The organism is Pseudolactococcus piscium, from assembly GCF_002441695.1.
Taxonomy (GTDB): domain Bacteria; phylum Bacillota; class Bacilli; order Lactobacillales; family Streptococcaceae; genus Pseudolactococcus; species Pseudolactococcus piscium.
Window position 1 is genome coordinate 73,661 of the sequence record NZ_JXJW01000010.1, and the last position, 17,939, is coordinate 91,599.

Genomic DNA, 17,939 nt, shown 5'->3' on the forward strand with positions numbered 1-17,939 from the left:
ATCCATCCTTTCTAAGCTACTGCTTTCATATCCGTTTCGACTGTATCAAACAGAACATTAATCTCAGGAAAAAGACCGTCAACCGTTATTCGCTCACATCTGCCAAAGGTGTCTCTAAAAATACACTGCCCCATTGTCATGCTTTCAAACCATGAGATTGTTTCATCAGTAACTGGTATTTTCAGGCGATTAAGGACTTTTTCAGCTTCGGTATCTGAATTAAAGGCAAAGATTGTTCCAAAGCCTGTCCCGTCATCTTCATCTGCTGTGTCATCGACTGATTGTGTAATCAAGACAAGGAAATTATTCTCTGAACGTCCGACACGTTTAATGCGTTTGATAATGCCACGACCAACTGCTGTCGCATTGAAAAACCATGCTTCATCAAGAAAAATAATCGTCTCTTGTTTTCTGTTTTCACTACCAAATTTGTGGCAATAATGTCCCAAAGCATACATGACAACCAAGGATTTTATTTGACTATCACTCAGTTCATCTTTTTCATCAGTAGGTAAATCAAGCCCTGTCACTTCAAGCACAGTAATGCGACTATCCGTATCGACTGCCTGATTTTGACCGTCTGAAAAACAAAGTGACAAAATAGAATTTTGTACCATTTTTACTAAGAGATTAGCTGAAACTCTGACCGCTTTTGAGCGATGTTTTTCAAGGTCTCTGAAAACTGTGAGCATCCCTACTTTTTCGCCACGCTCACGTAAGGCAAGGTGTTTGTCAAGCGAGTCCAGAAAAGCACTATGAAACTCCTCTTTATTTCTCAAACTATAAATTTCATTAGTCATCGAAATTGCCAAGTCTTTGGCTTCAACACCTTTGAGGAAAACAATAGGATCAAGCGCACCCCAGTTTGAACGATTATTTTTATCCAACGTGACAAAATTAATTGACCTAATGTAATCCTGAATTTCAGGATAGATGCCTTTTGTTTCATACTCTTTTAGAACTTTAAGATACTGCCGGCGCATTTCAGCTTTAGGGTCAATATAGAGTGTTTTAGCCTTCAAAAGGCTTGAATATAAAAAGAGATACTTAGTCAGAAATGATTTTCCGCCACCAATATCTCCTGTAATCGCAATGTGTGGATTACTTGTCACTTTCCCCGCTACATCCAATTTATTTGCCTGAAATGGATTGACATAGGCAAAATTGATGCTTGATTCAATCGCCTTTTTAAAATCGCCATACCACGACCCTTTATTAGCATCAATCCGCCCAATATAAAAACCAACATCTTGCCCGACTTTCTGTCCCGTAAAAAAGAGATTTTCCACAAATCCGTCTAACGTTGTAATCTGGATGAAATTTTTATCCGAGTCATCCAAAGTTTGCGTGAGTCTATTTTTATAAAATAAATAGAGCTGATCAGCCCGAGCCTTGACAAGCTCAATCCCATTTTTAGAGCAGGCATCCATGACAATTCGCATTTTTTCGACCAAGGCATCATAATTTTGATCTGCAAAAACAAGCGTTTGTAAGTAGCCCAACAAGATTTCATCGTCATTTGATCTGACAAGCAAATCTTCAACTAATGCCTTAGAGCGCTCTTTTTTATTTTGATCTACCCCACCTGCCGCATCGCCGTCCGCAATCGCCTTATTATGACGCAATCGCGCACGGTTAGCCTTGGCAGGTACCGAAAAAGTCCCCTTCTTTGATGAAAAGATAGCCTTAGTAAGTGTTTCAATCGGAAAATTAAAGCCTTGAATATCTTCTAGTAGATGCAAATAACTGACATTTTCAGGGATATAAGCAACCGGTAACATCGCCAAGTACGATTTTTCTAAGCCATTGTGCAAGGTCAAGATATTGAAATTTTCCCATGTCAAGCTAGTATCATCTAAATTTTCAAGCGTGTTACGTGTCGCACTGACTTCAAAAGCCCGATCAAAGTCAATCCCTCGTAGATACTGCAAGCGATTAATAAAAATCGTTTCTTGTGTGTTGAGAGGTTTTGCCATTAAAAGACTGAGCTTTTTCTCTAAGTCACTCGCATAGACTTCATAAGCTAAATACCAATCTTTTTGATAGGTAACTTTCCCCACTAAAGGCTCATAGACTTTCTTAGTCAAGTAGTTGATGCTGGTTTTAAACATCTCTTTTTTATCAAACGAAATATGACTTGATTTTAGTGGGATGGTCAGATACCAATGATACTCAAAAATCCGATCAACAGATTCACGAAGTCGAGTGTAAGACTCATCTAAAATATACCAGGCTAGATCTTCCGTATCTTCCGAAAAATCCTGAGATAATTTCAGGTACATGGTATCTAACGCGACATCAAGCGGTATCATTGAAATATCAAAATTCTTATACTCTCTTATCCCTGATAAAACACTGGTAGTTAGTGCCTTAAAATCATCCTTTTCGTTTCTATCAATACTATTGATAATCGCTTTTGGCACTTCAAACATCGCATAAACATCGCCATTATCTTTCAGAACCAAATTATCATGGATGTCCGATATATCATTTTTGAAATTCGTTTTTAAATTCATTTTCCCTCATTTCATATAGGATGCCCTTATTTAAGAAAAAGCAGTGTCGCTTTATGCCATAGGTTAAGTAAAAACTGAGCCACCCCCGGATAAAAGCTGGAAAATATTTCCCGTCAATTTTCCAATCTGCTAATTTCTGTCCCAATTTATAGGCAATCAATAAAGCGGCCGCAAAGAACCAACCTGTCGGAAGAAATTTTAACAGCCTATACCAGATAATTGTTTCAATAAGCAGTACAACAGCGGCATAAGCCACAAACGAATATTTGATCGGGCTTAACAGAGGATAACCAAAGATCGTATGAAAAGTGTTTTGTTCCTCCAAGGCTTTCTTATAGGCATAGAGATGCTTATCTTTTATCGTTTCTGCCATAACTTTAGCCCCCTAAAACAGTTTCAAAAACTCGTTGCAAGAATCCCATGACAACCTTAGCAATAGTTTTGAGAATATCTGGAAAATAGACGATACCTACCAAAAGTAGGTTACCTGCAATAATACTTACAATTTTGCCCCAGTCCTGCTTACCGATCCCCTTAGTCACAATGTAGTAACCCGAAAAGATAACAGCTGCGGGCACCAGACCTTTTTCTGCTAAATCTTTAAACACACCATTCATATTGAATTACCCCCTATCTTTTTTTGAATCACTCGCTTTAATACCATGATAGAGCTTGCTCACAAAAAGCATATCTTCTTTTTTGGTAAGCTCCAGCGTGAAGTCCTCACTGTGCGTCATCGCAAAATTGTCTTCAAACGTCACTTGTATCTCAGCAGTTAATTTTGTCTCGCTTTGATTAAGCGTATAATACGAATAATCTAATGACTTAAACTTGTAGCCTGTAATTCCTCGAATCCCCTTACTCATAGTTGCTAGGGTATTGTCATCACTTGTATAAGCCGTGAAAAAAGCAGATACAAAGTTATTGGCTTTCGTCTGCCATGCCTCATCGTAAATACTGGTCATTTTGTCCAACTTATTCTGCTTGACTTTATTTGCTTGTAAACTCTCAGTTTGCGTCACAAAGGGTAAGTCACTGACATAGTATTTTCCAGATTTTTCACTGAAAGGGATATTAAAAATAGTTGACACTTCATGCCAACTATCTCCTTCACTTGTCTTAACACGATAAATCACCGCGTATGATCCGACCTTATCTTTAATTTCAAGTAAGGTTGAACTCACTAATTCATACGCCCCTTTATTTGTTTGTGGATTTTTGACATCTAGCAACTCACCACCATAAAAAGGGATTAAAGCATCTTGATTTAAATTATCCAATCCTTTGTTAAAGTATGCCCCCACAAAATTTGACAGAAACAAATTGATTTTGTTATTCGTGTCTAAACCCGAATCAGCTTTTAGCGCTGTAACAGACTGCGGATTGGCTTGCTTGAAATTTCTTAGACCAGTAGAAAATAAAGCAAAAGCTGACAAAGCAACTAATCCAATCACCGTACCATAAACAATCATATTTGCCTTACGTTGACTGTATTGTTTGGGTAATTTAACCGCTTTTTTTTCAACTTTCTGTCGTGTTTTCGACTGTTTTTCTAGCTTTCTTTGTGCCTTTTGATAGCGTTTGACTTCTTTTTTAGTCATGCCGTCATAGTTTTCAGACTGTCTTTGACAAGAACTTTCTGAGACCAATCCATCCGAAACATTTTCAAATTGATTAACTTTTTTCCTCGACTTTTTCTTTTTAGGCTCTGGTGAAATCAAATAATTTTCAATGGCACTAATTTGCGCCTGATCAAGTGATGAACTAGCTGCTTTCGCCTCAAACCCTAGTGTATTTGAAATCGCTAAAATCTCTTTAGATGTCCTATCTAAATTTCTTGCGACTTCATAAATTCTTGTCTTTGACATATGATTCCTCTTTTCTGACATTAAGTGATTTGTCCTCTAATTCCTCAATGACTGCGTTAGCAACTGATAAGTGTTCATATTGACCAATCACCTCATTGGTATAACGATCAATAACTAAAAATACTGACATTATTTTCCTTTCCATGCCTTACTGTACTTGACTTTCTGTACCATCTGGATTGACAATAATAATGTTATATCCTGCGTACTGCGCTTTTAGTGCTTCAATATCAGATGACAAATCTGATGTCTCCGTTGATATTTCTCCAAGTGGTACAGCTATTTCTGGTACAAAATCATAAGTACACTCGGGCACTGTTTCAATTGGTGGTGGCGTTGTCGTTGAGGGAGCTTGTGGCGCTGAAACAGGTGGTGCTTTACTTTCAGCAACTACCTGTTTTTCACTAGAACTCTTTTCACTTATGACTGCTTTGGAAGATTCCGAAACTGACTTAAACTCAAATGAGTTAGCATTTTCTTTTTTGATTGTTTCTTCTGAGCGATCGCCACCAATTAAAAAATAAGCACCAAACCCAATGATACTTACCGCAACGACTGCAAAAATCGCAAATAAGATTTTTAAAAATTTATTCACGGTACACCTCACCTTCTTTTTGTTTTATTGGACTTCACACCCCATCTGCACGTTCCTCTAGTCGTGGTTTAGTTGATTAACTATTTCTTGATTTTATCTTTACCGCCTCTTAGAGCTTTAAAGATGACCTTGTGCTTTATGATTGTAACGATTACCACAATCAAGCCACCAATAGCAGTTGCGAGAAGTGCTTTCCCCTCGCCAGTTTTAGGTAGGAAAATTTTAATAACTTGATTGACTGGCTTAGGTTTCTTACCATACCATTTGTCTTTATCCCCAACAGTCTTACCACTAATTGTGCCTTTAGCTGATACTGTGATTTCATCACTATGCACCTCACCTGCCGTGATAGATTCAAGTGTACCTGTTCCAACAATATAGCCACCAACTGGCAATTCAAGTAGTTTGCCATCAAGTTCAAGTGCGCCATCTTTATTAGTTGTAAGCGCCTTACCATTGTAAGTCCACTTGATCTCTTTGACATCATGATTACCGTCAAGCGTTTTATCCGTCAACTTGATATGAGTCAGACTTTCAGTTCCGTTGTTTGTCACACGAAAATTGATTGTTTGAGCTTTGTCGCCTAATTCAACCGCTGTCTGTTCAGTATCAGAATCGCCCTTACCTAAGTTATCAGGCTTATCAAGATGATTGCCTATGCCACCCTTAGAGATAGCTTCACTTGATTTCTCGACATCAACTAATGGTTTAGATTTAAAGCCATGCCATTCATCATCATCTCCAACCTTTTCATTTGATTTGACACCGACACCTGACACGGTAATCTTATCAGCGTGAGTTTCGCCCTCGTCTAGTTTTTCAAGCATACCAGTTGCTTCAAGCGTTTCGCCACCTTTTAAGATGAACACCTTACTATCAAGATAGAAAATACCAGACTTATCAACCGTGAGCGCTTTTCCTTTGTAAGTCCACTTAATATCTTTCACTTGTTTTTTACCCTCAGTCGTTTTATCAACTGCCGTCAAATTCGTCAAATCGTCTTCGCCATTATTTATCAACTTAAAGAAAATTTTAGGACTGTCGTTAAGTACCGCAAGCGCTGTTTCTTTGGTGTCGTGGTCATCTTTGCCGAGGTTATTAGCCTTGTCTTTGTGATTACCTGCGCCACCTTTAGCAATTTCACTATTGGTTTTTTCAACATCAATGGACGGCTTAGGCTTGTGTCCGTGCCATTCGTCATCATCTCCGACTTCACGTTTAGATTCCAGACCAAGCGCCACAACCTCTACAATATCCGCATGGTCTTCCCCACCAACTAATTTTTCAAGCGTACCAGTTCCCTCAATCGTTTCGCCAACTTTCAGGACAAGAGCTTGACCGTCAAGAAAAAGCACCCCGAACTTATCAGCCGTGAGTACTTTACCTTTATACGTGAACTGAATAGCTTTCACTTGTTTAGTACCTGTAGTTGTTTTATCAATAACCTTGAGATTGGTTAAATCATCTTCGCCGTTATTGGTAACTTTGAAGAAAATTTTAGTGCTATCGCCAGTTACTTCAAAAGCAGTTTCTTTAGTGTCATGGTCGTGTTCGCCTAAATTATTGACACTATCTTCATAGTTCCCAATACCATTTTTGGTAATTTCACCGTTAGTTTTCTCAATATCGATTGATGGAACAGGATTTGCACCTTTATCTGTCAATGTTATTTTGGATAAACTGATAAACGGCACGCCGTCTGATACAATACCAGCCAGGCTGCCTGAGATATTGTCATTTTTATCTGTCGTCTGATTATCGCTTTGACTAAAGACACGATTAGAAAATGGTTTTGACCCGTCAGGTTGATAGCTTGCCGTAATCGTGATGATGTCAGTTTTAGGATCAGTAATCATGTGAATGTAGATTGGTCTAATTGGCTGATAACCGTTAGGAAGGGTTGCCATGTCCTCAGTTATCACATAATCGCCATAGACAAGTTCAGTACTAGCATAACCGTCCTCGTCTCCCTTGATCCCCGTCGTTATTGTTTGAGCAGCAGCATCTGTCCCTACAAGTGGCGCAATATTGAATTTCACACCATTAAATCCAGATTCCGCAGATTCCCCAGCAATTTCAACGAGTTTTTGGATGATGAGTTTAGCCTTGATTACTTGTTCTTTCGAGTGGGTATCAGACGTGATCACATTAGCCGTTTGATCATCTTGTTTTTTGATTTCAAACGGTATTTCTGAGCTGTCTAAGGCATAACCAACAGGTGCATTTAATTCTTTCCAAACATACTTGCCAAGAGGTAAATTACCAATGTAGACGGTTAGTTTCGTATCATCAACACCGACCACGATATTATCACCATGCTTGACAACTCTGCCGTTAATGACTGATTCGGTAACTTTTTCGCCTGAGATAAGTTTGGCTTTAGGCATAGCTGACCATTTGACCGGTTCACCTTTTTTATGAGGGCTAGAGCCATCGGAATCATCCCCGTAGAATAAACCATATTCAGCTGTTTTCATTTCAGCTTTTCCTTGAGCTTTTTCACCCGTGGCTTTATCAGACTTCCAAAGTTTGTTTTCGCCCTTAACCTCCTGATTTGTGCCCTGAGCTGTACCGTAGACAATCTCAGTTTGATTATCTTGCCAAGTCAAAGTCACTTCAATTGGTTTGAAAGTGTTAACAAAGCCAGCGCTTGCCTTAGTTTCATCTAGCTTATACTTGCCCAGAGGTAGATTTTTAAAGACGAGTTTACCGGCTTTGTCCGTCTTAGCCGTATAGATTTTTCCGTCAGTTAGGCTTGTCAATCTCAGCTCATTATCTACCAAGGTATAGTTTTCATTCCACATCTTGTCACCGGACTCGGCCCCTCTTTTCGTGACCGTAACCTCACCCATGACCGGCTTATTTTCGACTTTGACGACTGGTGCAGCATCTCCTTTTTTACCAGCAACGACTGTCACTTTGTAAGTTTTAAGGTTGTGCGTTTGACCCGTCACAGATGTCACGGAACTTGCCCGCTCTTTAAGCGTATATTCACCAGGTTTTAATTTGGGACTTTCAACCGCGCTACCATTTACAGGGATTGCAATATCTCCGACATCTTTACCATCTTTATCATAGATGTCAAAAACAAGTGGTAAAAAGCTATACAAATTATTAGGCATTGCATCATCGTACCCTAAAAGAGACTTATCCAACTTAAACGTTCCGTCCAGGACAACTTTGATATCCGTTCTACCAAAAATCCCCAAAGCAATTGTGGATTTTTGATTTTCTCCGTCATACTTAACGGCATTGGTTGTATTAGTTGTAACCTTAATCAAACTTTTAGCACCTAGTATCGAGCCATCCGTTTCATTTGTCGTAGTACTTGGTCCCACTAAAACACCATTGCTTAATGTGATTTGTGTGTCTGATGATAGGATAATGCCTTGAAGTCCCGTAATACCATAGCTGACACGTTGAGAGGAATCAATATCCGAATATCGAGTAGCTTGTAGTACACTATCAATCTCCGCACCCGTATTATGATTAATTAGCGTATAGCTAAAGGTAACTTGATCAAGTTGTGCAACACCGGATGTATTCCACCAACCTACACCTCCTGATCCTGTGCCTCCTCCTGATCCTGTTTCCCCCTCACCGGGACCACCAGTCGCCCCTTCAAAGGGTGCACCAACATCAATTTGAAGTGTCCCGTCACTTGCTTGCCCCTGGAGCGCAACCATGAGTCCTGTTTTGGGAAGTGCTGTATTACTCGCATTGTCAATTGGATTGTATGAATTCAATGTCAGTTTCACGTCGATTGGAATAACATTATCTGACATATCCTTGACAGACCCCATATTCTTAATCAAGATGCTTTGACCTTCATCCATTTTGAGCGCTTGTGCACCCGCAAATCCATCTTGTCGCATAAAATAGCCAATTCCCGTTGTTGAAACACTGCGAGTCCCCTCAATTGTTGTATTAGATTGCCAAGCAAGGTTGTTTGCGACATACTTAACAGAGTTGGCATTATCACCAACGAGTGACCGCACAACATTCGAAAATTTCTCAGATGACATATCATTATTGGGCGTTTTGACAACTGGCTTACCATTAGCTGTCCCAATCGTTACCGCACCAGTGTCACTGAGTTCATCTGCATTAACGACACCGAATTGAAATAGTTGCGTAAGTGGGGAGGTTTGACTCACCGCTATCCCACCACCAACTAATATCGCAAGGGCACTTGACGTATAGAGCCATTTTTTCCCTGATTTCCATTTTTTATTCACAATTTGCCTCTTTCTAGTTTTAGCGAACAGAATAAAAAGCGCTCAACGAACGCTTTATCTTATGATTGATTAATTTTTAGACAATAAAAAAGACAAGAATTTAGATTTCCTGTCTTCTTATATCTAATTTTAATAGTTATTTTTCATAGACGTTGAGTGATTCATCACCACCCATAACTGAGTGCCCTTTTTCAAGTGCCCCTTGCTCAGCTGGTGTTGTATTACCCCACTGATTACCTGGACTTGGTGCTTGTTGTGCAGGCGGCGTGGGAGTTGATTGACTTGGCGAGTTAGGGACTTCAGATTGTCCTGAATAATTGTCATTAGGTTGGACTTGTTGTTGCGGTTCACTGACAGCTTGAGCTGCTTGGTCTGCTTGAACTTTTTCAGATTCCGCTTGAGCTTTGGCATCATTTTCTGCCTGCACTTTAGCTGCTAATTCTGCTTGAACCTTATCCCTGGCTTGCTTGTCTGCCGCATCTTTTTGTGCCTTTTCCCAAGCAGCCTGGTCAGCCCTATCCTTTGATGCTTTATCCGCTTTTAAATGCTTATCCAGTTTCGACTTTTTATCAGATTCTAGCTTTTCTTGTTTATTTTTAGCTTCACTTACAACATTTTGATGATGAACAACTGTAGCTGTACCAAAACCAATCAAGATAAGGAAAACGCCACCTATAATCAAGCGCTGCCTGAGTGTTGTTGCTTTAATTTTTTCTAAAAGGTTATTCATTTTTTATATCCTCTTTTCAATTCTCCTCATGACTATCTCACACTTTTATTATCCCATATCAAGTCGCATACTACAATAATTATCATTATAGTATCTAACTTTATCAACCATAGATACTTGATATAGCTTGCTATTATATCAATAGGATAAGTTGCTTAATTTACTAAACTATCATCAAAAATATGTTATTCCCAAAACATCCACCCGTTTTGCTTAATGATTAAGCACTCAAAATATCAGCTAAAGTTTTAGCCTCCGTCCGAGCACCCTTCATCGCCTTGTTATAACCAAAGACAACCCCATCAATCTTTTTAAGAGAGCCGTTTAAAGCCTCTTTAAAGAGCACATTGATGTCCGTTTCTTCTACTCGTTTCAGCCTATTTTCCAAAGTTTTATTACTAGAATTGACTTCTTTAATTTGTCCCGCTTCTAATTGCGTCAAAATTTCATTTGCCAAATCTCTAATTTCTACTTCCGCTGCACTGATTTCTTTTTTTGCCATAGCGACACCTCGTATTTTCTAAAGTTTTAGATTACCCCAAACCCAAAAGAAATAGAGTATTTTTGATGATTATTAGTCCATTAAAATCGTTGGATTGAATTGTTTTTTCAGTTCAAGCTCCTCCAACATAGCGTATTGTGTCCTCACATTTTCAAGTCTTTTCTCCATGACCTCCGTGATCTCCCCTGATTCCAAGATGTCCTCCAGAAAATTTCGATTAACAATCCGATCATATTCTTTCACAAGTGCCAATGAATTTGAGACCTGATAATAAAGCCAACGAACAGTACGCATGATGTCATAAGGTTCTGCCTGAGTCGTCAATTTCAAATAATCCACATTGCCAAATAGTCGCTGCCACTTCTCGTCAGGTATATAAGACCCCCACTTTTCGTCAATCCCCTGATAAACGGATAAGCGTTGATTGATTAACCCCCGAACCATATCCCCTAGATCATACCCTTCGATAAATTTCATGACGAGCGCCTGAGCTGTATCGTGTGAATAGCGTACTTCATACCGATTCCAGATACCGAAAATTTCCAGTGATTCCTCAACCGTGATTTTTTCTTTTTTCGCAAGTTCAAAACGCTTTTCATAAAAATTGAAATAGAGTGACGACTGCCTCGAACCGAAATAGACAGATACCCCTTTATCATCCGGCGCGTCAAAATTTTCATTATTGATGATGCCACCACCGACGTGCTCCCAACTTCTAAATTGTTTTGTTTTGATTAGACCGCTATTCATTTTTTCAATGATACTTGGAATCTGAAAATGTTTACTTCCATTGCCATAGCCTTTGTATAAGTCATCTAAAGCTATATCAATTCTGGTAATATTGGCGTCCTCATGAAATACCATCGAACGTTCTAACCATGACTGCCAAGTTAAGCCTGTATTTTCAAAATACAGCTCCATTTCACGGCAGCCCTGACCTGATAACTGTAAGGTTAAATTGTAGTTACCGCGTGCCTCCGCATCGTAATAGTATAAAATCCAGATATTACCAAAGCGCAAAGATGAATTATAACCATACAAACCAGATGCCACGCTGACAAAATTGGTGTAGGAAATGAACAAGATAGTTTCGACAAAGTATTCTATATCTCGGATATTCTTGAAGGTCATGCGCAGATAGTCAATCATCATCCGCAAAGGGTTTTCAGAGTTATTATTGATCAACCCTAGCCTCATTTTGATTTCTCGAAATTTATCGGATGTCAATCTGTTTCTACCGGTTTCAAGTTTCTTAACCTGATCTAAGCTAAGTCCTGTTTTTTCGGATAACTCTTTTTGAGTCATCTTTAATGATTTCCTAAATTCTTTCAGTCTGTAACCGTCCATTAATTTTACTCCATTGATTCAGGTGCCAAAAAAATTGGGCAAAAGTGCCAATTTTGAACACCCCTTTAACCCTTCCCCCGTCTAGCATGAGAGGTAATAAAACTGGCGTTTTTTTAAAATGTTACCCCCCTATTAGAATACGGGGGTAACATGAGCATCGGAAAGGTTAGTATCCGGCACGGAGACGCAGGCTCCGCTTCGCTACGCCTGCTTGCCTACTACTAACCTCTCCGATAGCTCATTAATCATCTTCGCCTGGCTGAATAAACTGCTCAATCGCTTTAGATAAAGTCACCCCTTCAGATCGTTTATAAGCTAAAACGGATGCAAAAAAGTCTTTATCCTGATCATCATAGATATAACGCCCTTTGACATCCTTGTCAAAATAGATACCGTTGTCAGCTAATAATTGAGTCGCCCTTTGCACTACAGTAGGACTTGTCCCCAATGCTTTTGCGAGCTGCTCCCTAGAAAACGTTTGATCATCTGACACCTCAGGTATTTTAGACCTATTTTTTATCTCAGCCTGGATAATCTGGTCATAGTCAGCTATTTCAAGTTTAGGTAATTTTGCATACTCCTCAAAAAAATCGAATCCCCGATCAAACGGCACATACGGTGAGTAAAATTCCTCAATGACTTCACCAAAATTCCCAGTATAGCCTCTACCTCGAACTGCCTGACCATTAATTTCCTTGATTGTTTTAAATTCCTTTTGACTTGCCTCCTCACCAAATGCAATAGAATAGCCCGTGCTAGATAAAACACCCACCGTGATCCGTTTCATCAGCTGATCACGGATATTAGACGGTACGGCATCCACACCTGCTTTTTGTAAAGACAAAATTAAAAAGACTCCAGCCTGGCGTCCTTTTTGGGCAATTTGTTGTAACGCGTTAAGATACTCCGCAGCTAAACGACTGCCACGCATCCCCTCTAATTCACTTGTCATCGCACCAACTTCATCAATAATCACGAAAGTTGGTTTCATACCATAATCAGAGTAATCAAGCCCCATTTTATTTTGGGGACTTTGACGCATATAGTCATAGCGCTGATTCATAATTTTCCAGGCATGGATCACGCATTTGACAATATCAGAGACTTCAAAATAAACTTGACCATTGAACACCTCGTACCTTTCCAAATTGGCAAGGTCAGCGCGTTTGGGATCACAGATATAGAGATTACCGATTTTTGCCAAAGCTAAAATCAAGATAAACAGTAAAACTGATTTACCTCCGCCAGTCCCACCGGATATTAACAGATGCGGCTCTTTCCTAAAATCCCAATAAACGGTTTCCATTAAGCGTAAACCTTGAGCTGTCATCTCAACTTTATCGACTGAAATTCGTCCAAGGTATTTTTGAAAGGCAATCGTATAGATGATATAGCCGTCTAATATTTGCCTATCCATTAAGTCACCCGAAAAAGTCGTCTCCAATTGCGGCCCAACTTGTAAAAACTTTTGTTCACTTTTTGTGCCTCGCAACTCAAACGAGACTTCAACCGTGTGTTTATTTTGTCGCAAGTACGCCCGCTCAAACTTGATTTTCTCTGCCTTATTTTCTCTTTTTATCGCATTGTAGAATTTCGAATAAAACATTTTTCGTCTCAAAAAATACAATGATCGTAGTCTTGTGAAAAAGACAACGTGCTTTTCAAGCTCAATCTCGATTTTAAGAGCAACTAAAAATAAGATAATCAAAACGCCTAGTACTAGCGGCACACGTATTAGCACATTTTCTTGAAAATAAGCTAACACTTCACCATCATGAAAGTAGACATAACCACCTATCCCAAGCAAAATCGGTGTAAATAAGACAACAGTGACAATGAGTCTTTGATGCTTGTACCAATCTCTGACCCTGAATCCTCGATACTTCCAAAAAAATCGAAGGAATTTTTTCATATCAGCCACCTATTCTATTTTTTCGGCATCTTATCATCTTTTTTAGGCATTTCTACCTTAGCAGCTCCTGCCTTTGAAATGCCTTCTGCAAATAACTTGTAGCCATTGTTACTGCGGTTGCCACCTTGTGGGATCGCATAGTAAGCTACTCGAATCCCTTCAAGGACAACTTCATCATTAAAGGCAATGCCTAACGCTTCAAAGTCAGTAGGTGTCACACCAACAATGGTAAATTTAATCACCTCGGATTGCACGCTACTGCGTAAGTCAACGTCAATCCCCAGAATCTCCCCAGTTGAGGCTTGCGGGTAGCTGCCGTCAGCATTTCGTGGTTGTGTCAAATCATCTTCAAAGGCAAACAAAGGTTTTGCCTCACGTAATGTCAACTTCCCGAAAAGTTGATCCAATTGCAAAGCGGCCGTAATGTCACGATAGTCTTTACCCAGAATTTTTTGTTTGTCAAATTTAAGTCCAATAGCCATTAGTTTTTACCTCCAAGTACTTTAATATCAGTCGCAAATACGTTCAAAGCTGGTGCAATTTGATTGCCGTGAATAAAATCAGGATAGAAAATTGGATTAACCAACTCAATTTGCGCGCCTTCCGGCACCGCATCCGTCAAAGTTTTAGTGATGACATCGAAAGAGCCGTGCGCAGCATTAGCAACATGATGACGTTGATAAGCGCCTTGTTGTCCCATAACTGTACGCGGCCCATTCTCGAATCCATCATAAATCAGATTTTCAAGGAAATCCGTTTTCATTAGAAATGTGTTTTGTTTCATAATTGTAATTCTCCTTAAGAATAATTTTTTATTTCCTACCACACTAGCAGAAATAGTTTCATGACATTTCGGTCAGTTTTGCCTAAAACAGATAATTTTTAACTTTATCTGAGTAACGTTTTTTCAACTCATACGGTACGTAAAAACTAGAGTTGTAGTCCGTTTCCCGATAGTGCCAAATCTGATGCAGTGTCCGCTGCCTTAACTGATTTAAAGCACGCTCATCCTTCATATTTTGATGATAGAGATATTTAAAATTCGAAAACACTTCCTCCAAATTTCTCTCAACTTCCTCTAAATACGGCAGTTTGTTTCCTTGACTCATTTGCCTCCTCCTTTCTTTTTAGGCAAAAGAAAAACAACTAGCTTTTGCTAATCGTTCTCTTTCATCTATTATTGCTAGTTTAACGACCTAGTGGTCAATCAAGGTAAAAAGAAAAGCGACCAGAATTTTCTAATCGCTTGATTTATTTATTTGTCATACTGCTCTTTACCTTTTTATCACATTACCATTATAGCACTACCTATAGTCTCATGCCGTCCCAATTAGTCTCGTTTGTTCTCAACTTTTGTTGGGACTTTTAAATTTGCTAAAGCAGACGCATGAACACGGTGCGCAGCACTTCTTGACCGATTTAATTGGTCATAAATATCATCCCAACTTCTTCCGCTGATATACCTTGCACGTAACACCATTCGTTCCTCTAAATCATCTAATTCGTCAATTGCCTTGATAATTGTGGTTTTCAAATCTATAAATTTATCAATTTCTTGATTTATTTTTGTTTCTAGCTCATTGATTTTGAGGATATAGTTGACAAACGCTGCCTCATTATTCTTGTTACCACCCGTAATGCGTTCACCGAATTGAGTACCTGATAACGATTGAGACAACGCTCTCAATTCCTCAACTTCACTCAACAGTTGCTCAATATAGCGATTCATGTTTTCAATCTGTTTCAAATATTCTTTTGTTGTCTTAGTCATCAGTCAGTCTCCTATGCTTAATTTTACTTTAATCCTTTTAGCCATAGCGGTTAACTTGTGCACTTCAATTAATCGCTGTTCAAAATAAGTATCATTTATTTCCTTATAGTCTCATTTTACTTCACGCTTGACTAACTTAACAGGACATCGAATGTCCGATTTTCAATACAAATTAAGCAAAAAAAAAAAGCTAATTAAAAGAATCGTCTCTCTTAATCTAGTCTTTACTCACTTTTGACCTCAAACATCCAATGTTCCAATAAAATTAAATAACCGCCTCAATTCCTCTGTTTTTTCTACCTAATAATTTAAGGTTTTGATCTGCCAACATCTCATTACACTCATAAATAGAATGTGTATAATAGCTATGTAACAAAAAATAGTACATGGTATGTTGCGCTGTCATCATGAGGGATTTTCCAGAGGCTTTTAAAAGATAATCACTCAGCATTGGTTCTAATTGCATCCCGATGCACAGCTGCACCACACTTTCTATTGAGACATTATCAGGCTCATTATATCTCAATCGTTGAATGGTTTTCTCGCTGATTTCGGAGGCTTCTGCTAATGCTTCAATCGTCATATCTGACCATTCTATCAACTGATCAAGCGCACCTGAAAACGTCATCGGTAAACTTTGCGCCACTTTTAAAACCTCAGCGTGATAATCAGCAAGCTTTTCAGCATGATTTAGAGTGTCACAGTCTGAAAAACGGGCTTCAAAAATAACATTGGATGCCATATCTCGATTTAGAAAACACAAAAAATGATAGTTTTCATCATATTGATTATCGGCACTGATTTTCAAATCAAATATCAGACAACACTCGTCCAAATGTAGACGGGCATACTCTGTCAGTTGATTATCTTCAATATACTTAGGATCGTTTAGGCAAAAATGCGTCTCAATATAAAGATAATCACCTGTCTGCAATCTTTCTTTAAAACCTGATGACACCACACTTTCCGTTAAAGCATCTGCCAAATCTATACAAAACGTCTGATTTTCACCAATCGCATCTTTCGTGTAAGTATAAGGTCTGATGTATTTTCCGTCAATATAGATAAAAACATTGCGCGCCTCATAATAACCAGTATCAATCATACGAATTTTCGCAGCTAATCGTGATACCTCAAAAAAATCGGCAAGCTCATCAATCACCGGCTCCAAAACATCCACAAGCTCAGATGATTGCAACTCTATCTTATATTTTTCAATTAACTCTTGGGCTTTGAGTTGAAACATGATAAATGGCATTTGAATCCTAGGCGCTAATTTGTTTGCCTGCCATTCTATCCACTCAATAGCCTCTTTTTGTTTACCGGCTACACTTCCCGTCACGGTACAGACAATTTTCGTCGCATCATTATCATAGAAATTTTCTAGTTTAATTGCTTTTCTATGCTTGTCCCAGTGCACACATTCATGCACAATTGTGTTATTAACTGATCCTAAATTCCGTAAAAAGTAAGCTCTCAGATCAACAAAAATAGTTTTTGCCTTGACCGTCTCCACTACCATTTTATCCTTTTGACGATCATAAAATATGCCCTCAGAATCTTGAAAAAAGATTTGTCCAAAAATGGAACAATCTTTGGAAATATCTCTTTGCTTCACCTCCAAAGACATTCTATGTGCTAACTCATAAGGATCTATAGGCATTGGCTTTTCTAACGCCTCTGGGTAATACCTCGCGACAAAATCCAATGCTACTTTATCTAGTCCCTCAGTACAAATATAAGGGATCAGTTCGTCGGATAATGAATTTTCATGGTCTGTATTTCTATCATAAATTTTGATACTTAAAACCTGAAAATCATCCAAGTCACAATCTAAATCCCCAAAACAACCTAGTTTAAGCCACAAATGATAGACATTAGGTTCGCTATAATGATTAGGAGATTGTTGATCAATAATTTCAGCGTCTACCACAACATCAAAACAAATTTTCATCTTAGGCTGATCATCCACATAGACGAATAAAACATTCAATTTTGATAAACCTAAGTCCTCAAATTGCGCAATTGATTGTTGCCATAGCTGTAATTTCAATTCATTTGAAAAAATAGTGATATATCTACTCACAACTTCAAACAACTCACTATGAAATCGACTTGCTATGTAGTCTCTAAATGATCGATTCTGTATCATAAATAACCCCCATGATAAATTATGTCTAAAGTCATAATAAAGTTTAATTAAAAAAATGACCCTTTACTAAAAAAAAGTTTAAATAGATTAAACGAGCTTTTCAGATTACTTTATCAAAATACATTTTGAAACACTTACCACAAAAATCTTTCAAGATTATTAATTTTCTAAAAGTATCGATAAAGCAATTTAATTTCCCAAATAAAATTTAAACTAAAACATTAAAATATTTCTCTCAAAATTTATTATACGACAAATTATTTTCATAATCAAATCTTTAGGGCACCTCTAAAAACGTATGAAAAGAG

The 17,939-nt window shown here is 38.4% G+C and carries 16 protein-coding genes; all 16 read right to left on the reverse strand.

The window, feature by feature from the left end:
* Positions 1–11: 11 nt before the first annotated feature.
* The 16 genes from RU86_RS06100 to RU86_RS06170 all read right to left on the reverse strand — a co-directional run bounded on the left by RU86_RS06100 (position 12) and on the right by RU86_RS06170 (position 17,631).
* Positions 12–2,516, reverse strand: coding sequence for an ATP-binding protein (locus RU86_RS06100; protein ID WP_096814532.1), 2,505 nt, complete (start codon positions 2,514–2,516; stop codon positions 12–14).
* Positions 2,488–2,889, reverse strand: coding sequence for a hypothetical protein (locus RU86_RS06105; protein WP_096814533.1), 402 nt, complete (start codon positions 2,887–2,889; stop codon positions 2,488–2,490). The genes RU86_RS06100 and RU86_RS06105 overlap by 29 nt, the downstream gene beginning before the upstream one ends.
* Positions 2,890–2,893: 4 nt before the next feature.
* Positions 2,894–3,133 (reverse strand): hypothetical protein, encoded by a 240-nt coding sequence (locus tag RU86_RS06110; protein WP_094783918.1) that lies wholly within the window; start codon positions 3,131–3,133, stop codon positions 2,894–2,896.
* A 6-nt stretch (positions 3,134–3,139) separates the two neighbouring features.
* Positions 3,140–4,384, reverse strand: a complete 1,245-nt coding sequence (locus RU86_RS06115) for a translation initiation factor IF-2 N-terminal domain-containing protein (RefSeq protein WP_179296222.1) — start codon at positions 4,382–4,384, stop codon at positions 3,140–3,142.
* Positions 4,362–4,514, reverse strand: coding sequence for a hypothetical protein (locus tag RU86_RS12050; protein WP_167842148.1), 153 nt, complete (start codon positions 4,512–4,514; stop codon positions 4,362–4,364). Before RU86_RS12050 ends, RU86_RS06115 begins: the two co-directional genes overlap by 23 nt.
* Before the next feature lie 18 nt (positions 4,515–4,532).
* Complete coding sequence (locus RU86_RS06120; RefSeq protein ID WP_096814535.1) at positions 4,533–4,979, reverse strand: hypothetical protein; 447 nt, start codon at positions 4,977–4,979, stop codon at positions 4,533–4,535.
* Positions 4,980–5,059: 80 nt separating this feature from the next.
* Positions 5,060–9,217: an MSCRAMM family protein gene (locus RU86_RS06125; RefSeq protein WP_096814536.1), complete on the reverse strand. Its 4,158-nt coding sequence runs from the start codon at positions 9,215–9,217 to the stop codon at positions 5,060–5,062.
* 136 nt (positions 9,218–9,353) lie between these two features.
* Positions 9,354–9,947, reverse strand: a complete 594-nt coding sequence (locus tag RU86_RS06130; RefSeq protein ID WP_096814537.1) for a hypothetical protein — start codon at positions 9,945–9,947, stop codon at positions 9,354–9,356.
* A 220-nt stretch (positions 9,948–10,167) separates the two neighbouring features.
* Complete coding sequence (locus tag RU86_RS06135) at positions 10,168–10,449, reverse strand: hypothetical protein (protein ID WP_096814538.1); 282 nt, start codon at positions 10,447–10,449, stop codon at positions 10,168–10,170.
* A 72-nt stretch (positions 10,450–10,521) separates the two neighbouring features.
* Positions 10,522–11,796 carry a replication initiation factor domain-containing protein gene (locus RU86_RS06140; RefSeq protein WP_096814539.1) on the reverse strand — a complete coding sequence of 425 codons (1,275 nt, stop codon included), beginning with the start codon at positions 11,794–11,796 and terminating at the stop codon, positions 10,522–10,524.
* Positions 11,797–12,037: 241 nt separating this feature from the next.
* Positions 12,038–13,708 (reverse strand): FtsK/SpoIIIE domain-containing protein, encoded by a 1,671-nt coding sequence (locus RU86_RS06145; RefSeq protein ID WP_096814540.1) that lies wholly within the window; start codon positions 13,706–13,708, stop codon positions 12,038–12,040.
* Positions 13,709–13,722: 14 nt separating this feature from the next.
* Positions 13,723–14,190: a hypothetical protein gene (locus RU86_RS06150; RefSeq protein WP_096814541.1), complete on the reverse strand. Its 468-nt coding sequence runs from the start codon at positions 14,188–14,190 to the stop codon at positions 13,723–13,725.
* Positions 14,190–14,492, reverse strand: coding sequence for a cytoplasmic protein (locus tag RU86_RS06155; protein WP_096814542.1), 303 nt, complete (start codon positions 14,490–14,492; stop codon positions 14,190–14,192). The genes RU86_RS06150 and RU86_RS06155 overlap by 1 nt, the downstream gene beginning before the upstream one ends.
* Before the next feature lie 82 nt (positions 14,493–14,574).
* Entirely contained in the window at positions 14,575–14,817 is a 243-nt protein-coding gene (locus RU86_RS06160; RefSeq protein WP_096814543.1) for a hypothetical protein, read from the reverse strand.
* A 221-nt stretch (positions 14,818–15,038) separates the two neighbouring features.
* Positions 15,039–15,479: a DUF1492 domain-containing protein gene (locus RU86_RS06165; protein ID WP_096814544.1), complete on the reverse strand. Its 441-nt coding sequence runs from the start codon at positions 15,477–15,479 to the stop codon at positions 15,039–15,041.
* A gap of 265 nt (positions 15,480–15,744) precedes the next feature.
* Positions 15,745–17,631 carry a helix-turn-helix domain-containing protein gene (locus tag RU86_RS06170; RefSeq protein ID WP_096814545.1) on the reverse strand — a complete coding sequence of 629 codons (1,887 nt, stop codon included), beginning with the start codon at positions 17,629–17,631 and terminating at the stop codon, positions 15,745–15,747.
* Positions 17,632–17,939 lie beyond the last annotated feature (308 nt).

What these genes read in the sequence shown, in the direction of transcription:
- RU86_RS06100 (WP_096814532.1), bottom strand. Translation starts at nt 2,516, where the DNA reads ATGAATTTAAAAACGAATTTCAAAAATGATATATCGGACATCCATGAT.
- RU86_RS06105 (WP_096814533.1), bottom strand. Translation starts at nt 2,889, where the DNA reads ATGGCAGAAACGATAAAAGATAAGCATCTCTATGCCTATAAGAAAGCC.
- RU86_RS06110 (WP_094783918.1), bottom strand. Translation starts at nt 3,133, where the DNA reads ATGAATGGTGTGTTTAAAGATTTAGCAGAAAAAGGTCTGGTGCCCGCA.
- RU86_RS06115 (WP_179296222.1), bottom strand. Translation starts at nt 4,384, where the DNA reads ATGTCAAAGACAAGAATTTATGAAGTCGCAAGAAATTTAGATAGGACA.
- RU86_RS12050 (WP_167842148.1), bottom strand. Translation starts at nt 4,514, where the DNA reads ATGTCAGTATTTTTAGTTATTGATCGTTATACCAATGAGGTGATTGGT.
- RU86_RS06130 (WP_096814537.1), bottom strand. Translation starts at nt 9,947, where the DNA reads ATGAATAACCTTTTAGAAAAAATTAAAGCAACAACACTCAGGCAGCGC.
- RU86_RS06135 (WP_096814538.1), bottom strand. Translation starts at nt 10,449, where the DNA reads ATGGCAAAAAAAGAAATCAGTGCAGCGGAAGTAGAAATTAGAGATTTG.
- RU86_RS06140 (WP_096814539.1), bottom strand. Translation starts at nt 11,796, where the DNA reads ATGGACGGTTACAGACTGAAAGAATTTAGGAAATCATTAAAGATGACT.
- RU86_RS06145 (WP_096814540.1), bottom strand. Translation starts at nt 13,708, where the DNA reads ATGAAAAAATTCCTTCGATTTTTTTGGAAGTATCGAGGATTCAGGGTC.
- RU86_RS06150 (WP_096814541.1), bottom strand. Translation starts at nt 14,190, where the DNA reads ATGGCTATTGGACTTAAATTTGACAAACAAAAAATTCTGGGTAAAGAC.
- RU86_RS06155 (WP_096814542.1), bottom strand. Translation starts at nt 14,492, where the DNA reads ATGAAACAAAACACATTTCTAATGAAAACGGATTTCCTTGAAAATCTG.
- RU86_RS06160 (WP_096814543.1), bottom strand. Translation starts at nt 14,817, where the DNA reads ATGAGTCAAGGAAACAAACTGCCGTATTTAGAGGAAGTTGAGAGAAAT.
- RU86_RS06165 (WP_096814544.1), bottom strand. Translation starts at nt 15,479, where the DNA reads ATGACTAAGACAACAAAAGAATATTTGAAACAGATTGAAAACATGAAT.
- RU86_RS06170 (WP_096814545.1), bottom strand. Translation starts at nt 17,631, where the DNA reads ATGATACAGAATCGATCATTTAGAGACTACATAGCAAGTCGATTTCAT.